Origin of the sequence: Paenibacillus apiarius (genome assembly GCF_017052585.1) — a bacterium.
GTDB classification, from domain to species: Bacteria; Bacillota; Bacilli; order Paenibacillales; family Paenibacillaceae; genus Paenibacillus_B; species Paenibacillus_B apiarius.
In genome coordinates this window covers 4,218,565-4,235,412 of the sequence record NZ_JAFFHZ010000001.1, presented here as the reverse complement: position 1 = coordinate 4,235,412, position 16,848 = coordinate 4,218,565, and the positions used below count along the sequence as shown (strand labels likewise).

12 protein-coding genes, 1 pseudogene and 1 CRISPR repeat array (1 of these 14 only partly in view) are annotated in these 16,848 nt (G+C 47.5%); of the genes and pseudogenes, 5 read left to right on the top strand and 8 right to left on the bottom strand.

Annotation, left to right across the window (positions count from 1 at the left end; genetic code table 11):
* The first annotated feature begins 157 nt into the window (after positions 1-157).
* Complete coding sequence (locus tag JSQ80_RS29175) at positions 158-1,081, top strand: hypothetical protein (RefSeq protein ID WP_240463721.1); 924 nt, start codon at positions 158-160, stop codon at positions 1,079-1,081.
* A complete protein-coding gene (locus JSQ80_RS29170; protein WP_240463720.1) occupies positions 1,032-2,408 on the top strand; it encodes a hypothetical protein in 1,377 nt (458 codons plus the stop codon). The genes JSQ80_RS29175 and JSQ80_RS29170 overlap by 50 nt, the downstream gene beginning before the upstream one ends.
* A gap of 686 nt (positions 2,409-3,094) precedes the next feature.
* Here the strand turns inward: JSQ80_RS29170 and JSQ80_RS18925 are convergent.
* Both JSQ80_RS18925 and sigK read right to left on the bottom strand, forming a co-directional pair.
* A complete protein-coding gene (locus JSQ80_RS18925) occupies positions 3,095-3,763 on the bottom strand; it encodes a carbohydrate-binding family 9-like protein (protein ID WP_206096323.1) in 669 nt (222 codons plus the stop codon).
* 174 nt (positions 3,764-3,937) lie between these two features.
* Complete coding sequence (gene sigK / locus JSQ80_RS18920) at positions 3,938-4,645, bottom strand: RNA polymerase sporulation sigma factor SigK (protein WP_087432523.1); 708 nt, start codon at positions 4,643-4,645, stop codon at positions 3,938-3,940.
* A gap of 239 nt (positions 4,646-4,884) precedes the next feature.
* Here sigK and JSQ80_RS18915 point away from each other — a divergent pair, with 239 nt between their 5' ends.
* Positions 4,885-5,148 carry a hypothetical protein gene (locus tag JSQ80_RS18915; RefSeq protein WP_206096322.1) on the top strand — a complete coding sequence of 88 codons (264 nt, stop codon included), beginning with the start codon at positions 4,885-4,887 and terminating at the stop codon, positions 5,146-5,148.
* Positions 5,149-5,394: 246 nt separating this feature from the next.
* On the opposite strand, the gene JSQ80_RS18910 is transcribed toward JSQ80_RS18915, so the two are convergent.
* The 5 genes from JSQ80_RS18910 to JSQ80_RS18890 form a co-directional block, all read right to left on the bottom strand.
* Positions 5,395-6,699: an NtaA/DmoA family FMN-dependent monooxygenase gene (locus JSQ80_RS18910; protein ID WP_206096321.1), complete on the bottom strand. Its 1,305-nt coding sequence runs from the start codon at positions 6,697-6,699 to the stop codon at positions 5,395-5,397.
* Positions 6,700-6,969: 270 nt separating this feature from the next.
* Entirely contained in the window at positions 6,970-7,797 is an 828-nt protein-coding gene (locus JSQ80_RS18905; RefSeq protein ID WP_206096320.1) for a helix-turn-helix transcriptional regulator, read from the bottom strand.
* A 598-nt stretch (positions 7,798-8,395) separates the two neighbouring features.
* Positions 8,396-9,103 (bottom strand): DNA alkylation repair protein, encoded by a 708-nt coding sequence (locus JSQ80_RS18900; RefSeq protein ID WP_087432519.1) that lies wholly within the window; start codon positions 9,101-9,103, stop codon positions 8,396-8,398.
* A gap of 685 nt (positions 9,104-9,788) precedes the next feature.
* A complete protein-coding gene (locus tag JSQ80_RS18895; protein ID WP_206096319.1) occupies positions 9,789-10,274 on the bottom strand; it encodes a MarR family transcriptional regulator in 486 nt (161 codons plus the stop codon).
* 112 nt (positions 10,275-10,386) lie between these two features.
* Positions 10,387-11,898: a monooxygenase gene (locus JSQ80_RS18890; RefSeq protein WP_206096318.1), complete on the bottom strand. Its 1,512-nt coding sequence runs from the start codon at positions 11,896-11,898 to the stop codon at positions 10,387-10,389.
* A gap of 549 nt (positions 11,899-12,447) precedes the next feature.
* Here JSQ80_RS18890 and JSQ80_RS18885 point away from each other — a divergent pair.
* Positions 12,448-12,784 (top strand): annotated as a pseudogene (locus tag JSQ80_RS18885) (Tn3 family transposase); the annotation flags it as partial.
* A gap of 292 nt (positions 12,785-13,076) precedes the next feature.
* Here the strand turns inward: JSQ80_RS18885 and pdxR are convergent.
* Positions 13,077-14,558 (bottom strand): MocR-like pyridoxine biosynthesis transcription factor PdxR, encoded by a 1,482-nt coding sequence (pdxR, locus tag JSQ80_RS18880; RefSeq protein WP_206096317.1) that lies wholly within the window; start codon positions 14,556-14,558, stop codon positions 13,077-13,079.
* 126 nt (positions 14,559-14,684) lie between these two features.
* Between pdxR and JSQ80_RS18875 the strand changes: the two genes are divergently transcribed.
* Positions 14,685-15,320, top strand: coding sequence for a pyridoxamine 5'-phosphate oxidase family protein (locus JSQ80_RS18875; RefSeq protein ID WP_206096316.1), 636 nt, complete (start codon positions 14,685-14,687; stop codon positions 15,318-15,320).
* 188 nt (positions 15,321-15,508) lie between these two features.
* Positions 15,509-16,848: direct repeats of the CRISPR family, unit length 32 nt; unit sequence ATTTCAATCCACGCATCCGCGTAGGATGCGAC; it runs 229 nt beyond the window's last position.

Here is a 16,848-nt window from a genome sequence, read left to right as displayed (position 1 = left end):
TAGTGTATGCATGCGGGAAGAAAGCGTTCATTCGTTCCTCATCTTCAACAAGATGTATAGTGGTTAGAGCGGAGGATTTCATCTGCTGAATTGGTGTACAATGCAATCAAGCGCAGGTTTATTCAACTGAGAATATTACGGAAAGAAGGAATGCGGCATGCTGCAACGTCAACGGCCCGGCGAAAAGACGGTCTTTCAAGAAATAGCTCCATATGAAGCTGCGATCAACCTGCAGACAGATATGGCGCTTGTATACGGTATTGACGACACGATGGAGGAACGAATTCGAAGCTGGACGGACGAAGGGTACCGCGTCGGCTTGATGACCGGCACGGCATGGGGGGAATATCAGCCCTATTTGACCGGTCAAATCGACGGCAAGCCGCATTGGGACGAGGCACAGACAAGAGCCAACGGCACCCGGCTTATTCATGAAACCGATGATGTGCCGTACATGGTGCCGACCGTATCGTTTTCCGACTTCGTGGCAGGCCGTCTGAAGAAAGCCGTCGATGCCGGTGTAGAGGCCTTCTATATGGAAGAGCCCGAGTTCTGGGTGGAAGCTGGCTATTCCCCCGCCTTTCAACGCGAGTGGGAATTATTCTATAACGAGCCGTGGATGCCTCCGCATCAATCGCCCGATGCCCAGTACCGCGCGTCGAAGCTCAAGGCGGAGCTGTACAAAAAGGCGCTTGAGCGCATTTGCTCCTCGTTGAAGTCTTACGCCAAGCATACATACGGACGCCAAATCCGCTTCTTCGTGCCGACGCACAGCCTGATCAATTACTGTCAATGGCGCATCGTAAGCCCGGAATCGAAGCTGATGGACGTAAGCGGCATCGACGGTTACATTGCGCAGGTGTGGACCGGCACGTCACGGGTGCCGAATGTGTACGCGGGCGTGCGCAAGGAACGCACCTTTGAGACCGCTTATTTGGAGTACGGCGTTATGCAGGAGCTCGTTCGCGGCAGTGATCGGCGCATGTGGCTGCTGCATGATCCGATCGAAGATCACCTGGGACGATTACCGGATGAACTACAAGAAAACGGTCGTCGCTTCCCTGCTGCATCCACATATTGATCATTATGAGGTAACGCCTTGGCCGCACCGGATATATATGGGAGAATATCTTGGCTCCGATCGCAGCAAGAAGGTCCCCCTTCCGGAGGATTACGGCACGACGCTGCTCACCGTCATCGATTCGCTGCACCATATGCCACTTGGCGGCACGGTCAGCGCTCCTGTCGGCCCACTGCTCAACACGCGCGGCAACGCAGCTGGCGGTACGCAGCTGGAGGAGTCAAGCCAGCCGCGCATGGGTGTGCTCGTCGCCGATTCCTGCATGTACCAACGGCTCGATCTAGCGCTTGACTGGCACAATATTAAGGAGGATGAGCGCTTTGCTTCCGAGATGGAGCATATTACGTGGGATGCCTTCTTCGGCCTTGCGCTGCCGCTCTTGAAGCACGGCGCTCCTGTTCGTCCGGTACAGCTGGACAATATCCGCCGCATCCCGCATTATTTATCCTCTTACGACATCCTGCTACTAAGCTATGAATTCATGAAGCCCGAGCATATGGATGTCCATTATGCGCTGACGCAATGGGTACAAGCTGGAGGCGTATTGCTGTATGTCGGCGACGGCAGCGATCCATATCATGGCGTGCGCGAATGGTGGAACGAAGGCGCGCGGGTGTATGCCAATCCGGCGCATCACTTGTTCGAGACGCTAGGCGTATCATCGGAAGCGCCGCCTGATAATGAAGCCCGGATTACGCAAGTCGGCAAGGGAGCGTTCGCCTGCCTGCATGAGCATCCGGCGGCATTCGCCGCCTCGGAAGCCGGGGCGGATCGGCTGCGCGAGGCAGTGCTGGCGGCGCTGCAGTCCGTTCACGGCGCAGAGGCGCGGTGGGATCGCAGCCATGCGCTCATCGCCTATCGCGGGCCTTACGTGGCGGCCGCCCTACTAGACGAAAGCGTCAGCAACGAGCCCGTCCGGTTAGAGGGGCCGTTCGTCGACCTGTTCGACGGCCGACTCGCCGTACGCGCTCACGTGGTGATCCAGCCGGGGGATCAAGCGCTGCTGGTCGACCTCAATCATGCGTACGCGGCCATGAACGATCGGCCTGTGCTGGTAGCGGCCGCGGGACGGGTGACGGAACTGCCTGCGGTAGACAGCAGCGGCAATGAAGGGGCGTGCAGCATGTGCCGTTATTCCATACGCGGGCCAGAGGGGGTGCGCGCCATGCTGCGCTTCGCTGCAGCAGCCGCTCCAGGCCGGGTGACGGTCGAACGGGACGGGAAGCCGTATCCACACGAGTGGGAGTGGGAGGCTGCATCCTCCACCTTTGCCGTATCGTTCTTGCACCCTGCAGGCGGTGTTCGTTTGACGATGGAAATGGGCTAGAACTCGTTAACGCTTCATGTGACAACACCTCAAGGAATGACTCGGGGTGTTGTCATGTTCTGTTTTGGCCTCTTTGTGTCACTCTCCCCTTCGATCAGTAACAACGATTCCGGCATCACCGATCCGCTCTGCGGCGTGGTCGAGCAGTTGATGTAAGAGGGAGAGGGCGCTTCTCCAACTGCAATTCTACATTTGAGAGTTCCCTTTTTACGTCTTTCATGACACTAAACTGCAATCGTGCAGTTCATTTTTGCATAATCGCATAAATAATGGGAACACCCACGATTTAAACTGCATATTTGCAGTTCAAATGCCGAAAAGGGCGTTAATTCGCGAATACAAATGCACATTTACAGTTCGTGAGCTTCACTCCTGTCTTCCCCACCTCAGTCGAAAAGCCATTTCCCCCAACAGGTTGCACGTCTCTCAAAAGGTCGATAGATCGAACGGATTAGCGCTAGGCCGCGTGATTTAACGGTCATGTTGCATCGTCTGAGAATCAATTGACATGAGACATATACGCCAAAGACAGCCTCCCCATCCCTTCCTGAACGATAGGAAGAGTGAGGGAAGTGCCTGTTAGCGCTCACCGCACTCGAATGAAGTCACATTAGCATAAGCATCCCTGATCAAAAAGAAGTGCCTCGTTCCCGCTGACATGAGCGAGAGGACGAGACACTCCGTTCCTACTCCTTCGTAAACCGAAATGTGCCGAACCGTTCCGGAACGTGAAAGTTGACCGCGCCGGTCGGGGACCAAGCGGTATATTCACGCGTTCCCAGCTCATCCTCGTCGATGCGGAACAAGTTAATACGCCATTCTGTCTCCGTATTCGGCGTAGCCTGCAGATCAGAAAATGCGATGGCATACTCGTAAATGACCTGGCGCTTAGGCTGTGATGCATAAACAACGGATGTGACCAACTGTTGTGCATCCCACTCGGGATGGAATGCTATCGGCTCGCCCGGATTGTTCGTTATGTATGAATCGAATACGACGTTATGCGGGCTGAGATTGAATTCGTAATAAGCCCGGCCCATTCCGGCCGTGTCGATGAAGCATTCCACCACATCCGCTTCATAGAGCGGATCGTCGCGTTTCGTATACGGGCTAACCACGCAATCATCCTCGCATTCGAAGCGGATATACAGTGTCGTGTCCGACCAGCACGAGCGGGCGGCGGTGCGCATTCGCGGTCTCGTTCCGGCCGCCACATCCGCGAGCTCTATCGCTGCAATCCCGGCCCAATCGGGAGCGTCTCCGCTAATGTGCCTGCACCGGTATTCCGGAAGCGGCGGCAGTGCCGCCGTGCCTTCTTGCTTTACATCGCTATGTTCATCCTGGCTTGCATTCATGTTGTTGTTCTCCCCTCGTTGCAGCAAAGTGGATTGTTACGATTTATTGCCCCATTATAGCAAATTTCGATTCTTAAGCAATATGTGAATCAGGCAGCCGCCGGGAAGCGCCAGTTTGAGAAATGGAAAGCCCCGCTCTGACGCCGCCACCTGGTATCAGGCAGGGGATTCCGGTCAAATTTGGCCTTTATTTTTATAAAATTCATGATACAGCTTCATAAGCGCCCTCTTCTCAATCCGTGACACATAGCTGCGGGAAATGCCCAGTTCCTTCGCAATCTCCCGCTGGGTGCGTTCGTCCCCGCCCCCGTCCAGACCGAAGCGGCCCCGGATAACCTCCTGCTCGCGTTCGTCCAATATGTCCAGATTGCGGTATATTTTACTCTTTTCGATTTTCAACTGCACCTTTTCAACCACTTCATCGCTTTCGGTTCCAAGAATATCGATTAGCGTAATTTCATTTCCCTCTTTATCGGTCCCGATTGGGTCGTGGAGCGACACGTCTTTGCGTGTCTTTTTCAAGGAACGCAGATGCATCAGAATCTCATTTTCGATACAGCGCGCGGCAAACGTCGCAAGCTTCGTCCCTTTATTCGGTTGAAAGCTTTCAATCGCTTTGATCAATCCGATCGTGCCGATGGAAATCAAATCTTCCAAATCTTCGCCAGTGTTGTCAAATTTCTTCACAATGTGTGCCACAAGCCGGAGGTTGTGTTCGATGAGCGTGTTGCGCGACTGAGCGTTGCCTGCTGCCATGAGCTGCAAATGCTTCATTTCATCCTCTTCGGCCAGTGGTTGCGGGAAGGCGTTGTTCTTTACGTAGGACACAAGGAGCGACAATTGCTTGATGAACAAGACAATCGTCGCAAACAATCCGGTCATGCCATGCCACCTCCAGAAGTCTGACGACGTTCGGTATTTATCCCAACACAGTTATACATTGTATGTGGGCGGCGGCCTAGAAGTGCATGTACAAAATGAATCGCTTTAAAAGTCCGGTGATTTAAGTCAAGTTCATCTCTTAATCGTTCTATATACGGTGTTAGTCTCGTTTTGGAGACACGCTGGAGAATACGATTCATTAAGGTTCCAAAATAAACCAACGGGAGAATATGTACCAATTGAAGAAATTGTTTTTGTCTGCATTGTTAGGTGCCTCCGTTGTGTTAGGTCCCGCTCCTGCTTCTGCTCCCGAAGAAGTAACTATTCCAAACACTTTTCCAGCAAAATATGCACTACTGTTCATGCAAACTGATCAACTCCAACTTTCTTATAGTGGGTATGCTGAGACTGCAGTTGAACAGGGCACGATTGAGACAGCTGAGGTTAATTGGGAGCTTTGGAAAGTTGGATTTAATGCAAGCGATACAGTCTCTCCAAACTAATTTGAAAAGTATTTTTCAATTTGAAGATGTTTGCAGTAGAGTCTGAAAGATATCTCATGTACGGGGATAATATGAGATTAAACGGAGTGTATTCAATAACATCATTATGTATAATTATCTAATTGCGGCATCATCGAATCAACAATTTTATGGTGATAACATCGGCTTCCTATTTAAACAAACTGGGCAGCCCCTCCAAGCTTTCAGCTTAGAAGGGCTGTCCTATGTTTTAATAAGTATCAGATGTTAAATACTCAAATGTGCCCTCAAAGTCGAGCCTGCATATTCGCTTCTGAACAAGCCTCTTTCAACCAGCTGCGGCATCAGTTTTTCAAAAAATATTTCCATCGATTGTTCTGAGCCGCCTGGAAGAGCTATAAATCCGTCAATCGCTCCAGCCTCAAATCGCTCAATAATATCGTTCGACACGTCTTCAACCGTTCCAACAGAAACCCAGTGAGCAGATCCGACGACCTCCGGCCTTGCCAATACCTCTTCCACTGTAGGCTGATAGTTTGTAATATACCGGCGCAACAGCTCAGCATGTGTCCGGCTGCGGACTGGCTGATTCGGATCGGGGAGCATATCGGCAGTTACGCGATGATCCAAAGCAAAGCTGCTTAAATCAAGGCCCAGCACTGATTGGAGCGATGCATGTCTGCGCTCCATACTCAAATGTGCGTGTGCAGCCCTATGTAATTCATGCGCTTCCTCGCGAGTTTCAGCCAAGAAAAAATATAATCCAGGCAAAACTTTGATGGCGTCCGGATTGCGTCCATGTTCCTTGGCTCTTCTTCTCAAATCATTTCGCAATTCCACTCCGGACTCAAGGTCTGGCATCGCCGCAAAAATAGCATCCGCTACTGAAGAGGCAAAATTTCGTCCTGTATCTGACGCGCCTGCTTGAAATAAAGGAATGGATCCCGATTTATGGGCAGGCAAAGTAAGCGGTCCCCGGACACTGAAAAACTCACCTGAATGATTAATGGAGGAAACCTTATCCGTATCAGAAAAGATACCTGACTCACGGTCAATCACAATTGCTTCATTCGGGAAGCTTTCCCAGAGCTTGCGTACGACATCCGTAAATTCCATTGCTTTCGCATATCTTTCTTGCGGTGAAGGCATAGGTGAATCACCGAAATTTTCTGCGCCTTCTATTGAAGTTACGATATTCCAGCCAGCACGTCCGTTGCTGAGCCAATGCAACGACTGAAGCTGCCTTGCAACAATATACGGTGGATTAAAAGTGGTGGAAACAGTTGTAACCAGTCCAATCCGCTCGGTTTCACGAGCAATCGCCGCAAACATCATTGTAGGGTCTGGGCTGCCAAAATTAGCGGAATCGCCCAGCATCTGCGGGCTAACATAAAGATAATCCGCCTTGAAAAGAAAATCGAGCTTTGCCTTCTCCGCCATTTTTGCCAAATCAATGTAATAGTCAATTGACTCCATTTTTTCCACATCGCTGTCTGGGCGCCGCCAGCCCACTCCTTTCATCCAAGTCGCGGATAAGGATAATCCAATACATAATTGTCTATTTGTAGTCAATTCTATCAACCTTTCTATATATAATAATAATTTTGCGCCTAGGAGATACTCCGATCCGTGCATGTTCAAGAAGACGAAGCAGACCGATTGGTCATCAATAACTCACGCCTCTCCACGGCATCAAACGCCCCAGTGATCATAATGCGTTCCTAGAAATATTAGTAATGATTCTCATTATCAATATATAGTGTAGCAAGGACGAATATAAATGCAAATACACAAATCGCGAATGCTATATGTATGATTATCTAATCTAGGCTTGCTGTGTGGTTATTTATGATTATCTATTTTATGTGTGTATGCGGAGGGAGACACACCGAATTTCTTTTTAAATACTCTACTGAAATATAGCTGATTGGCATAACCGACACTGACAGCAATATCGCGGATCGGAAACTGGCCTGCTTTAAGTAATTCACTCGCTCTTTCCATACGATAATTAATGACATAGTCGATGGGACGGAACCCCGTATATTTGTGAAAGAAGTATGAGAAGCGTTTGGGACTCATTGCATGCAACTCAGCTAACACGTCGAGTGTCAACGGATTCATATAATGCCCGTTAATGTATGCAATGGCCTCCTCTATCACCCTTTTACTTGGAAAACTGCCACTCTCCCGATACCTGCAACCCACCAGAACTTGATACACGATGCTTAAGAATAATTCCTTGACACGAAGTTTCGCTATCCCTCCAAGTGTATGGGCATTCTGATGGAGCATGATCAGTAATTCTATCACTCTCGGATTTGCTCCAGGTTCAAGCTTGAAATGAGAGTCGCATTCATGACCTCTATTTTCATCACCTAACTTGTCCAATCGATAAAAAAGTGAATAGTACTCGAACTCTGATTGTCCTATAACTTGGGAGTCCAGTTGCATGCCTGGAGCCGCATGAAATACGGATCCTGGAAGTAATTCGTAGACAGTTCCGTTCACACACATTTTAGCTTCTCCACGAATGGTAAAAAGAAATCCATGCCTTACGGTCCTAAAGTCACGCAATATACTTTTCGGCTGGATGACTAAACGGTAGGCATCTTCTATATCACAGGAACCACTAGCAAATATCTCGGCTAATTTATCCAAATCTATCATTGTACTACACCTGCTTCCTATCTGGGTTACTTTCAATAATGCCAAAAGATACATCTATTCCTCGAGGTGTCAGCCTGGCCGCTATTTGTTCGGGATCGGCCGGGCTATACCAATTGCGAGACGAAATCGGTGACAAAGGTGATGAACACTCTTCTTGCTTTCATAAAAGTCCATCTAAATTACATTTTATCCCATTTATTATACGCGAAACTTACACGATAAGTTGCGTTATCCTGCCCGTTAGGTTAATAAAAATAAGCAGGCTTCAGAGCCTGCTCACAATGTGTGTTATTCAACTATCGTATCGAGGGAGCGTAATAAAGAATACGATCTATTTTAACCTCATTTGGTCGAACGAGGAAGCGTTGCGCCTGGAGCTAGCGCCGAATATGTACTCCCTGTTCGGCCAGGTGATTGCGGCGAACATCTTCAGAAACGGGAACAATGTTTTCGTTGCTGTAATCTTTTACGATGCCTCACCATCCTACAACCAAGTGTCGATATTTGAATAGACCACTTTGAAACCAATACAATATTCAACTTCTTTGACTACGGTAAGTCCAGATAACCCCGCCACTTCGCGAGGTGAGGCTATTGTTTAGCACCTTACATATTTGCGTTTAAAACCAAGTTGCCCTTTATCTACTGCCTTTTGAATATTTTCGGAAGCGAGTAGGAACCTGCTTTTTGTCTTGTCCCGTTTGACTTCTACTGGCCCTACTGTCTTTGCGGTCTCGACCGCCTTATCATGGAGCGGCAAATAGGATACCCCCACTGTGTAAATAAAATTATTCATAGCGTATTTAGTTCGTTCGGGAGAATCGTGAATCGTATTTTCCACAATTTCAAGCATATTAGCAATTTTGCTTTCGGAAAATTCACCGTCCGGTCGATTACCCAAAAGCCAGCAGTAACAACTCCAGCCCGCTGACATTCTCAGCTCCTCGCCGCTTGCAATCCATTTATCGGCAACTTCTTGTGCGATATCTGTTTCTGCCAAGGTTACTGCAACCACATAATCGGATAGCATATAAAAATAAGCCGCATCCATCCAACGCTCAAAATCCGCTTCAGTCATTGCTTTTGGGTCTGCAATTATGCCGGCAAAGTACATTGCATCGTAGTTCCCTGTGTTGTAAAGCTGCTCAGCCAAAGGTTGATTTTTTTTAATTTTCTTGAAGATGGGCTTCATATCGCCTGTAGCCACGCCAAAAAGCGGTTCGTGCGCGCCATTGGATCCGTAAATTTTCTTGGTTCGTTCCTTGCCAAGAGCTTCAAGCTCCTGCATAACCATTTCTAAATTCATTGTTTAACACTTCCTTCTTTTTGGAGGTTTTGCCCTTAAGATTTAAGCCATCAAACACTAGCCAAATATCCCCACAGCCGATGGTTTCTGTTGAAGTTTACATCAATTATACATTAATGCTGTTGACATCGCTTGCTAGCTGCCAGAAGGACCGAACTTTACTTACTAAAATGCGGAAACTTTTCAGACGCTTTTCGAATTTCCTTGGCTAGACGCTCCTATGCTTCAATCAATTTTATAGATCGAACTCTCATTGCCAGAATCGCCCTGGTGACTAAACACCTTACTGCCGAATGAATGTTCGTATTCACCTTCATTCTCTAAATATCTCAAGGTTGACTCAACATCGCTAAAAACTCCTGGCTCAATCCTAGATAACGGAGTTGTGCTAGTTGGAAGGCAAAGCTTATTCCCAAATGAAGTTGCAAGAGTGTGCAGTAAGTAGCAAGCCCCCATTCGTCAGTGATAGGACACTCATCCATTCGTAGCGGCTCTTTTCCGAGCAAATGTTATCCGTTACCTTCCTTACAATAGGTCCACTTTTTTTCAACATTACTTTATCCGGATTTGTGTAAATCGCATGGGAAACCAGCCTAACACTTTTTCCCTCATGTGCTGGCTGGCCTTCTTTTCTCTCACTATTAAATCCTGTTAGATGAGTTTTTTATTTCAATTTATCGTACCTTCAATAATTCCATTCCAACAGATCTTGTAATAACTCTCTGGAAAAAGCCAACTGCTCGGGTGTATACTTGTCAAGAAAAACCATAAACCGCTGTTCAATCTCCTGATGAAGACGGTTATGGATTTTGTGCAGTTTCTCTCCTTTTCCTGTTAATCGAAAATATACTTCCTTTTTATTATCAATAAGCTGCTGCCGTTTAATAAGATCTAATTTCAACAGTTTTTTGCTTATTCTAGTGACAGACCCCTTGGTCAAATTAGTCTTCTCAGAAATCATTGTGACGTTAATCGGTCCATATTCACCAATACATGCGATTAAATGAATCTCAGATAAAATGAGATCTAACTTTACATTCAATTCAGCTTCGATTATTCTCAACTGCTCTTCGAATCTGACCATGAATTTACTTTCTCTCATATCTTGTTGTGTGATGAGCTGAAGGAAAAGCTTTAAAATCCACTGTTTGGAAATATCTGTATTTTGCATCAGTTATTTTCTACTCCTCTTTGTACGTATCTCCTCCTATTATACAACAATTGTTTTACGCAAAACAATTCGATTGGAAATATCAGTTCCTCCTTGCTTCGACATCGTGTTTTTATGAAAAATCGTCCCCCCCGCACCAGCGACGAATTCCCTGCTTAATGACTTCCAAATGCTCCGTCGCCAGTTGGGAAACCGCCCATGCGATATACCCATCCGGGCGAATCAACGCCGTATGGACATCGTCCCATTCTGATGCTTCTCCGGTAAGCGATGCGCAGACAAACTGAAGATGAGGGTATTGTGACCATTCAATGGAAGCGTTTAGTAGACGTTCATCCGAAGCAAGGTGAAGTAACAGAAATGAACCGGAGTGAAGCAACTCGTATGCATTCTTTGTGGTGTGGTTCTCCAGGCTCAACTTTAAATCGGTTAAGCGACTACCGTTTAACACGTGTTGTGGTGAATACGCATCCGGCGTATAACGAACATCTAATGCTGAGATTTGGGCTGAAATAAGGTGATTAGCCTTGGGTATCTGAAGCAGTTCAGACATCATGCTGCGAAGTGCTAGCACTCTTGGTGAGAATTCGGTCATCAGCAACGCTTGAATCTCTGTATTTCGGAGCAAAGCCGTATTAATGGGAAACCGTTCCTGATGATAACTATCCAGTAGCCAATCCGGAGCCCTGCCCTTCAGCTTAGCTGCCAGCTTCCACCCTATATTCATAGCTTCCTGTAAACCAACGTTCAGACCCTGTCCACCAGCAGGAAGATGAATGTGTGCCGCATCCCCCGCGAGAAAAATCCTCCCCTCCCGATAGCTCTCCGCTTGCCGAGTCGCATTTCCAAAGCGGGATAGCCAGTATGATTCAGAAATGCCTAGATCGCTTCCTAGAATACGAATTAATCCAGACCGCAACTCCTCTATCGTAACTGGTTCTTCTTTTGGCACTGCCATCCTCTCCCGGTCTATCATGATTATCCGATGCATTTGGGACGTAAAGGGAACAATCATAACAAGACCCTGCTCACTGAAATGAGAAACCACATTCGATTCTGTAGGATTTGACAACACGACGTCTCCAAGCATTGCAGTGAAAGTCTCGTTAGTTCCCGTGAATGGGATACCGGCCTGTTTTCTGACCGTGCTTCTTGCACCGTCTGCTCCAACAACATATTCTGCCGTCAGTCTGGATTCACCTTTGGGACCAACTGCAACTATCTCGACCTCTTTCTCATCTTGCCGGACGGATATAACCTCTTCTTCTCGTCGTAACTCCACACCAAGATTTTTGGCCCATTCTTCCAGTACTTTCTCCGTGTCATATTGAGGAATAACAAGTGTGTAATTGGAGGATGAGTCCAATTCCGAGAAATTAAGACGGCAATCCAGTGCCGCAAAATGTCCAGTAGGGAGCGGTTTCCCTTTGCTCAATAATTTTTGTTTCAATCCTCGCATATCCATAATTTCCAATGTTCGAGGATGAAGAGTGAGGGCACGAGAATATGGAGTGGTATCTTTCAAACGCTCCAGGATGCACACTTTCACTTCAGCCAAAGCCAGTTCCGATGCCAACATCATGCCTACCGGTCCTCCGCCTACTACAATAACATCGTAATTCATTCTTATCCGCTCCTTTACTTTTTAAATAGTCATGGGCGCTTGAACTCCATAATCACCCGCACCAGTTAGCTCCCCTTCTCATCCAACGCTGCTCAGTCCAAAGCGTTTGGTTGGACAAACTTGATTTGCAAGACGCCTGAGTCACGATACCGTCGAAGTATTTGAAACAATTTTTCTGATTTTGTTTCACACAAAACAAAATCAGATTGTTTTGTGCGAAACAATTTAACAGTACCATATCAGTTGTTTTTTTACAATACCGTTGTTGATCCTGAATGGCTGCTCAGTAAAGCGGAGGATGACCGGTTCTGGGGTCTACGACACGCTCTTTTGTATTGACCTATGGGTTAATGCTAATTCCCCTAATTGCTTGCCCTTGTGCATTGGTGATTTCTACACCTGAAAGGCAGTGGCAGCTTTCAAAAATTGGTTCACGATACGGACCTTACTCCTTCCGCCGATTTAATGATCCAGAAAAGCCCACGAGGAACTTCAAAAGCAAAACGGTAAATCGATCAAAGAAAAGGTTGTTTACTTTGAAACCGGAATCGAAAAGTTCCGGAAGGCGCGCCGCTGAATTTCGTTTCAAACCGCTGGCAAAAAGCACGTTTACGACGATGACGGAACTATCAACCTGCATTACTACGAAATGGCCGTTCTGACAGAGCTGCGGAATTACGTTCGTTCCGGGGACGTATCCATTGTCGGGAGCCGTCAGCATAAAGATTTCGAAGAGTACCTTGTACCGAAAGCGGATTGGAATGGCATCGATACTAACGCTACACAGCTTGCCGTCAGCTTGTCCGCAAAAGAATATCTTGAAGAACGGACTGAATCACTTCTTCAAAGATTAAACTGGGTTTCGGACCATATTGACGAGCTGGACCCAACGTGGAAATTTTCGGCTCGACGGCAGTCTAGTATTCATAACAAGCACTTCCGAGGTAATACAGTCTCGTATGGCATGATAGAGCGCGAGACGCTTGGATGGATACTTGTCGGTGTACAATGGTAAGGGATATGAAATTGCATACTGGGCCCCCGCCGGACTTCATCCATGCGGAGAAAAGAATTTGAAGTGATGGATACTGCGGAAACCGAACAATTTTTACAGGAGATGAGCTTTGGCATTCTGGGAACCATCTTCATGTACCTGTTAAACCACCGGAAATTATCATTTACATCTGCGACTCGATGGCCAGCCAAATTTCCCGCATTTTGTTGACCCCATAAACCATTGCCTCTTCTGACAGACGAGGAAAATAAAAATAAGCTCCGTAACGGATTGAACCATGGGCCATTTCTTGGACGCTTGTGTCTGACCAACGAATCCCCGCCTCAAAGCAACGGGAGCGAAACTTGATATATTGCTCAGCCGAGCCCCTCCACCATCCGAACATACTCAGCCCCGCATCCCCCTCGATCCACATAAACAATGACGATAGACGCGAGGTCAACAGCTCGCGCAGCAGCTTGAACTTTCTGCCATACACTCTTTTCATTCTCCGCAGATGGCGCTCATATTGTCCACTTTGCATCCAGGCAGCCAACGTGCGCTGCTCCAGCAAGTTGCTTGGATATGGCTCAAACAATGTCTTGGCACTGGAAAATAACTGAATCAGGGACGCAGGCAGAACGGCATAGCCGATGCGGACATGGGGAAGCAGCGTACTGCTGAAGCTCCCTACATAAATGACACGCCCTTCTCGATCCAATACTTTCAACGGCTCCAACGATTTGCCGCGATGACGGAATACACTGTCATAATCATCTTCCAGGATAAGCGAGTTGTTCTCGGAAGCCCATGCCAGCAGTTGCTGCCGACGCTCCATTGTCAGTACAGCGCCTGTAGGAAACTGACGGTTAGGAGTGACAAGAAGCAGTTTAGCCTCCCAGTTGTCCGGAATAATCCCCTGTGCATCTACTGGAGCATGCACACAGATTCCGCCTAAAGCCTGGAATGCTTTAACCGCCCCTGTATAACCGGGATTCTCCACGACAACTCGGTCTCCAGGATTGATAATCAACTGAGCAGTAAGGGCGAGCGCCTGTTTTGAGCCATTGAAGACAGCAATCTGGTCCGCATCAGCTGCGATTCCTCGGGCTCGCCTTACATATTGCGCAATGCTCTCTCTGAGGCTTTCGTCCCCCAAGGTCGAAATATCGGTATGCTTCTGTTCATTATTGGCCAGCAATCTGGCCTGGGCATACAAGCAGCGATTCCACTCTTTATCCGGAAACCATTGCGAATCGGGGCCAAACGCCTGAAAGTCGACAATCCTCAACCCTTCACAATGATGATCCCATATATTTTCTGTCCTCCAGCCCTTTAACTCATCCAGTCGATTGCCCCAGTCGGATAATAAATATACTCCTAGATGGGGGAATTCATGAGACCTCTGCTTAGGTGACTGGAAAGATACAAAGGTGCCACGCCCCACCCCGCTCGTAATATACCCCTCAGAGGACAACATATCGTATACTTGGCTGACTGTCCCGCGAGAGACGCCATATAACGCGGCCAATTCCCGGCTCGACGGAAGTCTAGTATTCATAACAAGCACTTCCGAGGTAATACAGTCTCGTATGGCATGGTAGAGCGCGAGACGCTTGGATGGATACTTGTCGGTGTACACATGGTAAGGAATATGAAATTGCATACTGGGCCCCCGCCTCAAATGGTCTAATAAAATTAATCTAAATTGGATCTTTTTAATTGTCAATAAGTGCAGTAAGCTGGGTTCTAAATAATGATTTACTGTCATTGTCGGAGGAGGACTTCATCCATGCGGAGAAAAGAATTTGAAGTGATGGATACTACGGAAACCGAACAATTTTTACAGGAGATGAGCTTTGGCATTCTGGGAACCATCAACCAGGATGGCTGGCCGGAGCTTACCCCGCTTAATTTTGTCTATCATGATAACTATCTTTATTTCCACGGCAGCGTAGCCGGACAAAAAATGAAAAATCTTAAAGCTGATCAGAAGGTTACTTTTGCCGTGGCAAAAGAATATGCAATCATTCCATCCTACTTTAAGGATCCGAAGCTGGCCTGCCCGGCTACAGCTTTCTTTAAATCGGTGCTTATCAAGGGCTATGCAGAAATATTGTCGGACCTTACGGAAAAAGCCAAGGCGCTATCCGCGTTTATGCACAAGCTTCAGCCAGAGGGAGGCTATGACCCGATCGATCCGGCGGACCCTGATTATACCGGACAGATTAAAAGTACCTCCGTTGTCCGTGTTACCGTTCACGATCTTTCTGCTAAGTACAAATTTGGTCAAAATATGAATTCGTCTGACTTTGAAAAAGTCACGGATGGATTGCTGAAGCGGAATAAGGAGATGGACAGAGAGACCGTTGCCATGATGCAAGCCTTTTGTCCGCATCATCAAAAAAACGGCGATGCTCTGACATAAGCAGGGCGAAGGAATAAAGATGGCGCTATATTAGGAGTCATACCCGGTAGAGAGATCTGATTCAGATAGACTTTTCCTGCCGGGTACGTGCGCATGACAGCAACCCATATCCATAAAAGCCACATTTTTAATTACGTGGTCGGAGAGCACGTTCAACAATTCTCAGTGTAAATGAATACGAGAAAAATATTTCAATCCACACATCCGCGTAGGATGCGACGTTTTTGTGTCCATGTCCGAGAGCACAAACGCCTTATTTCAATCCACGCATCCGCGTAGGATGCGACTATATAGCCGACCACTTGTCGTAGCCGATCTTGAGATTTCAATCCACGCATCCGCGTAGGATGCGACTCAATCATGCTCCCTTCACCTTCTTGATGATTGCATTTCAATCCACGCATCCGCGTAGGATGCGACAATATCTTCGCCGCAAACCTGACAGGTCCATATAATTTCAATCCACGCATCCGCGTAGGATGCGACTCGAGATGTCGCCTTGTACACGGTATTGTCTTGGATATTTCAATCCACGCATCCGCGTAGGATGCGACGACATTCAAGGCGTCATTACAGGCGACCTATACCGATTTCAATCCACGCATCCGCGTAGGATGCGACGTTATAATGATTCTGTTCTCGCCGAATATATATGAGATTTCAATCCACGCATCCGCGTAGGATGCGACGGGATATCCATCGATACTACTACTGACAAACAAACGAATTTCAATCCACGCATCCGCGTAGGATGCGACGCTGAAGATGTTAGTAAAAATCATAGAGTCTGGAATTTCAATCCACGCATCCGCGTAGGATGCGACAACGCTTACCATCTAAACAGTTGGACTAGCTATATTTCAATCCACGCATCCGCGTAGGATGCGACTTAGCTCCTCGAATTCCTTGGAATAGACGTTATTATTTCAATCCACGCATCCGCGTAGGATGCGACCCATAAAAGGCCCTTAATTGTGCGAAAGAAACCGAATTTCAATCCACGCATCCGCGTAGGATGCGACCAAATCGATAGGGAATTCTTTACCGAATTTAAAATTTCAATCCACGCATCCGCGTAGGATGCGACCGGCGCATTTGATGTTATCGCTGGCGGCATCCAATTTCAATCCACGCATCCGCGTAGGATGCGACCTCGATGTCGCGCAGCAGCCGTCATCAATCATCTATTTCAATCCACGCATCCGCGTAGGATGCGACCTGGTTAAATCTTTAAGGGCTTTGTTAAGCTCACCAATTTCAATCCACGCATCCGCGTAGGATGCGACTTTAAAAAATATCAGGGTTCAATGCAAGTCCAAGGTATTTCAATCCACGCATCCGCGTAGGATGCGACGGCGAATGACTTCTGTACGGCGATTCTTATTTGTATTTCAATCCACGCATCCGCGTAGGATGCGACGTATACGCTCTGGATCATCGTTATTTACTACAGGATTTCAATCCACGCATCCGCGTAGGATGCGACAGTTAATAATCTTCCGCATTATGGTATACTATATATTGATTT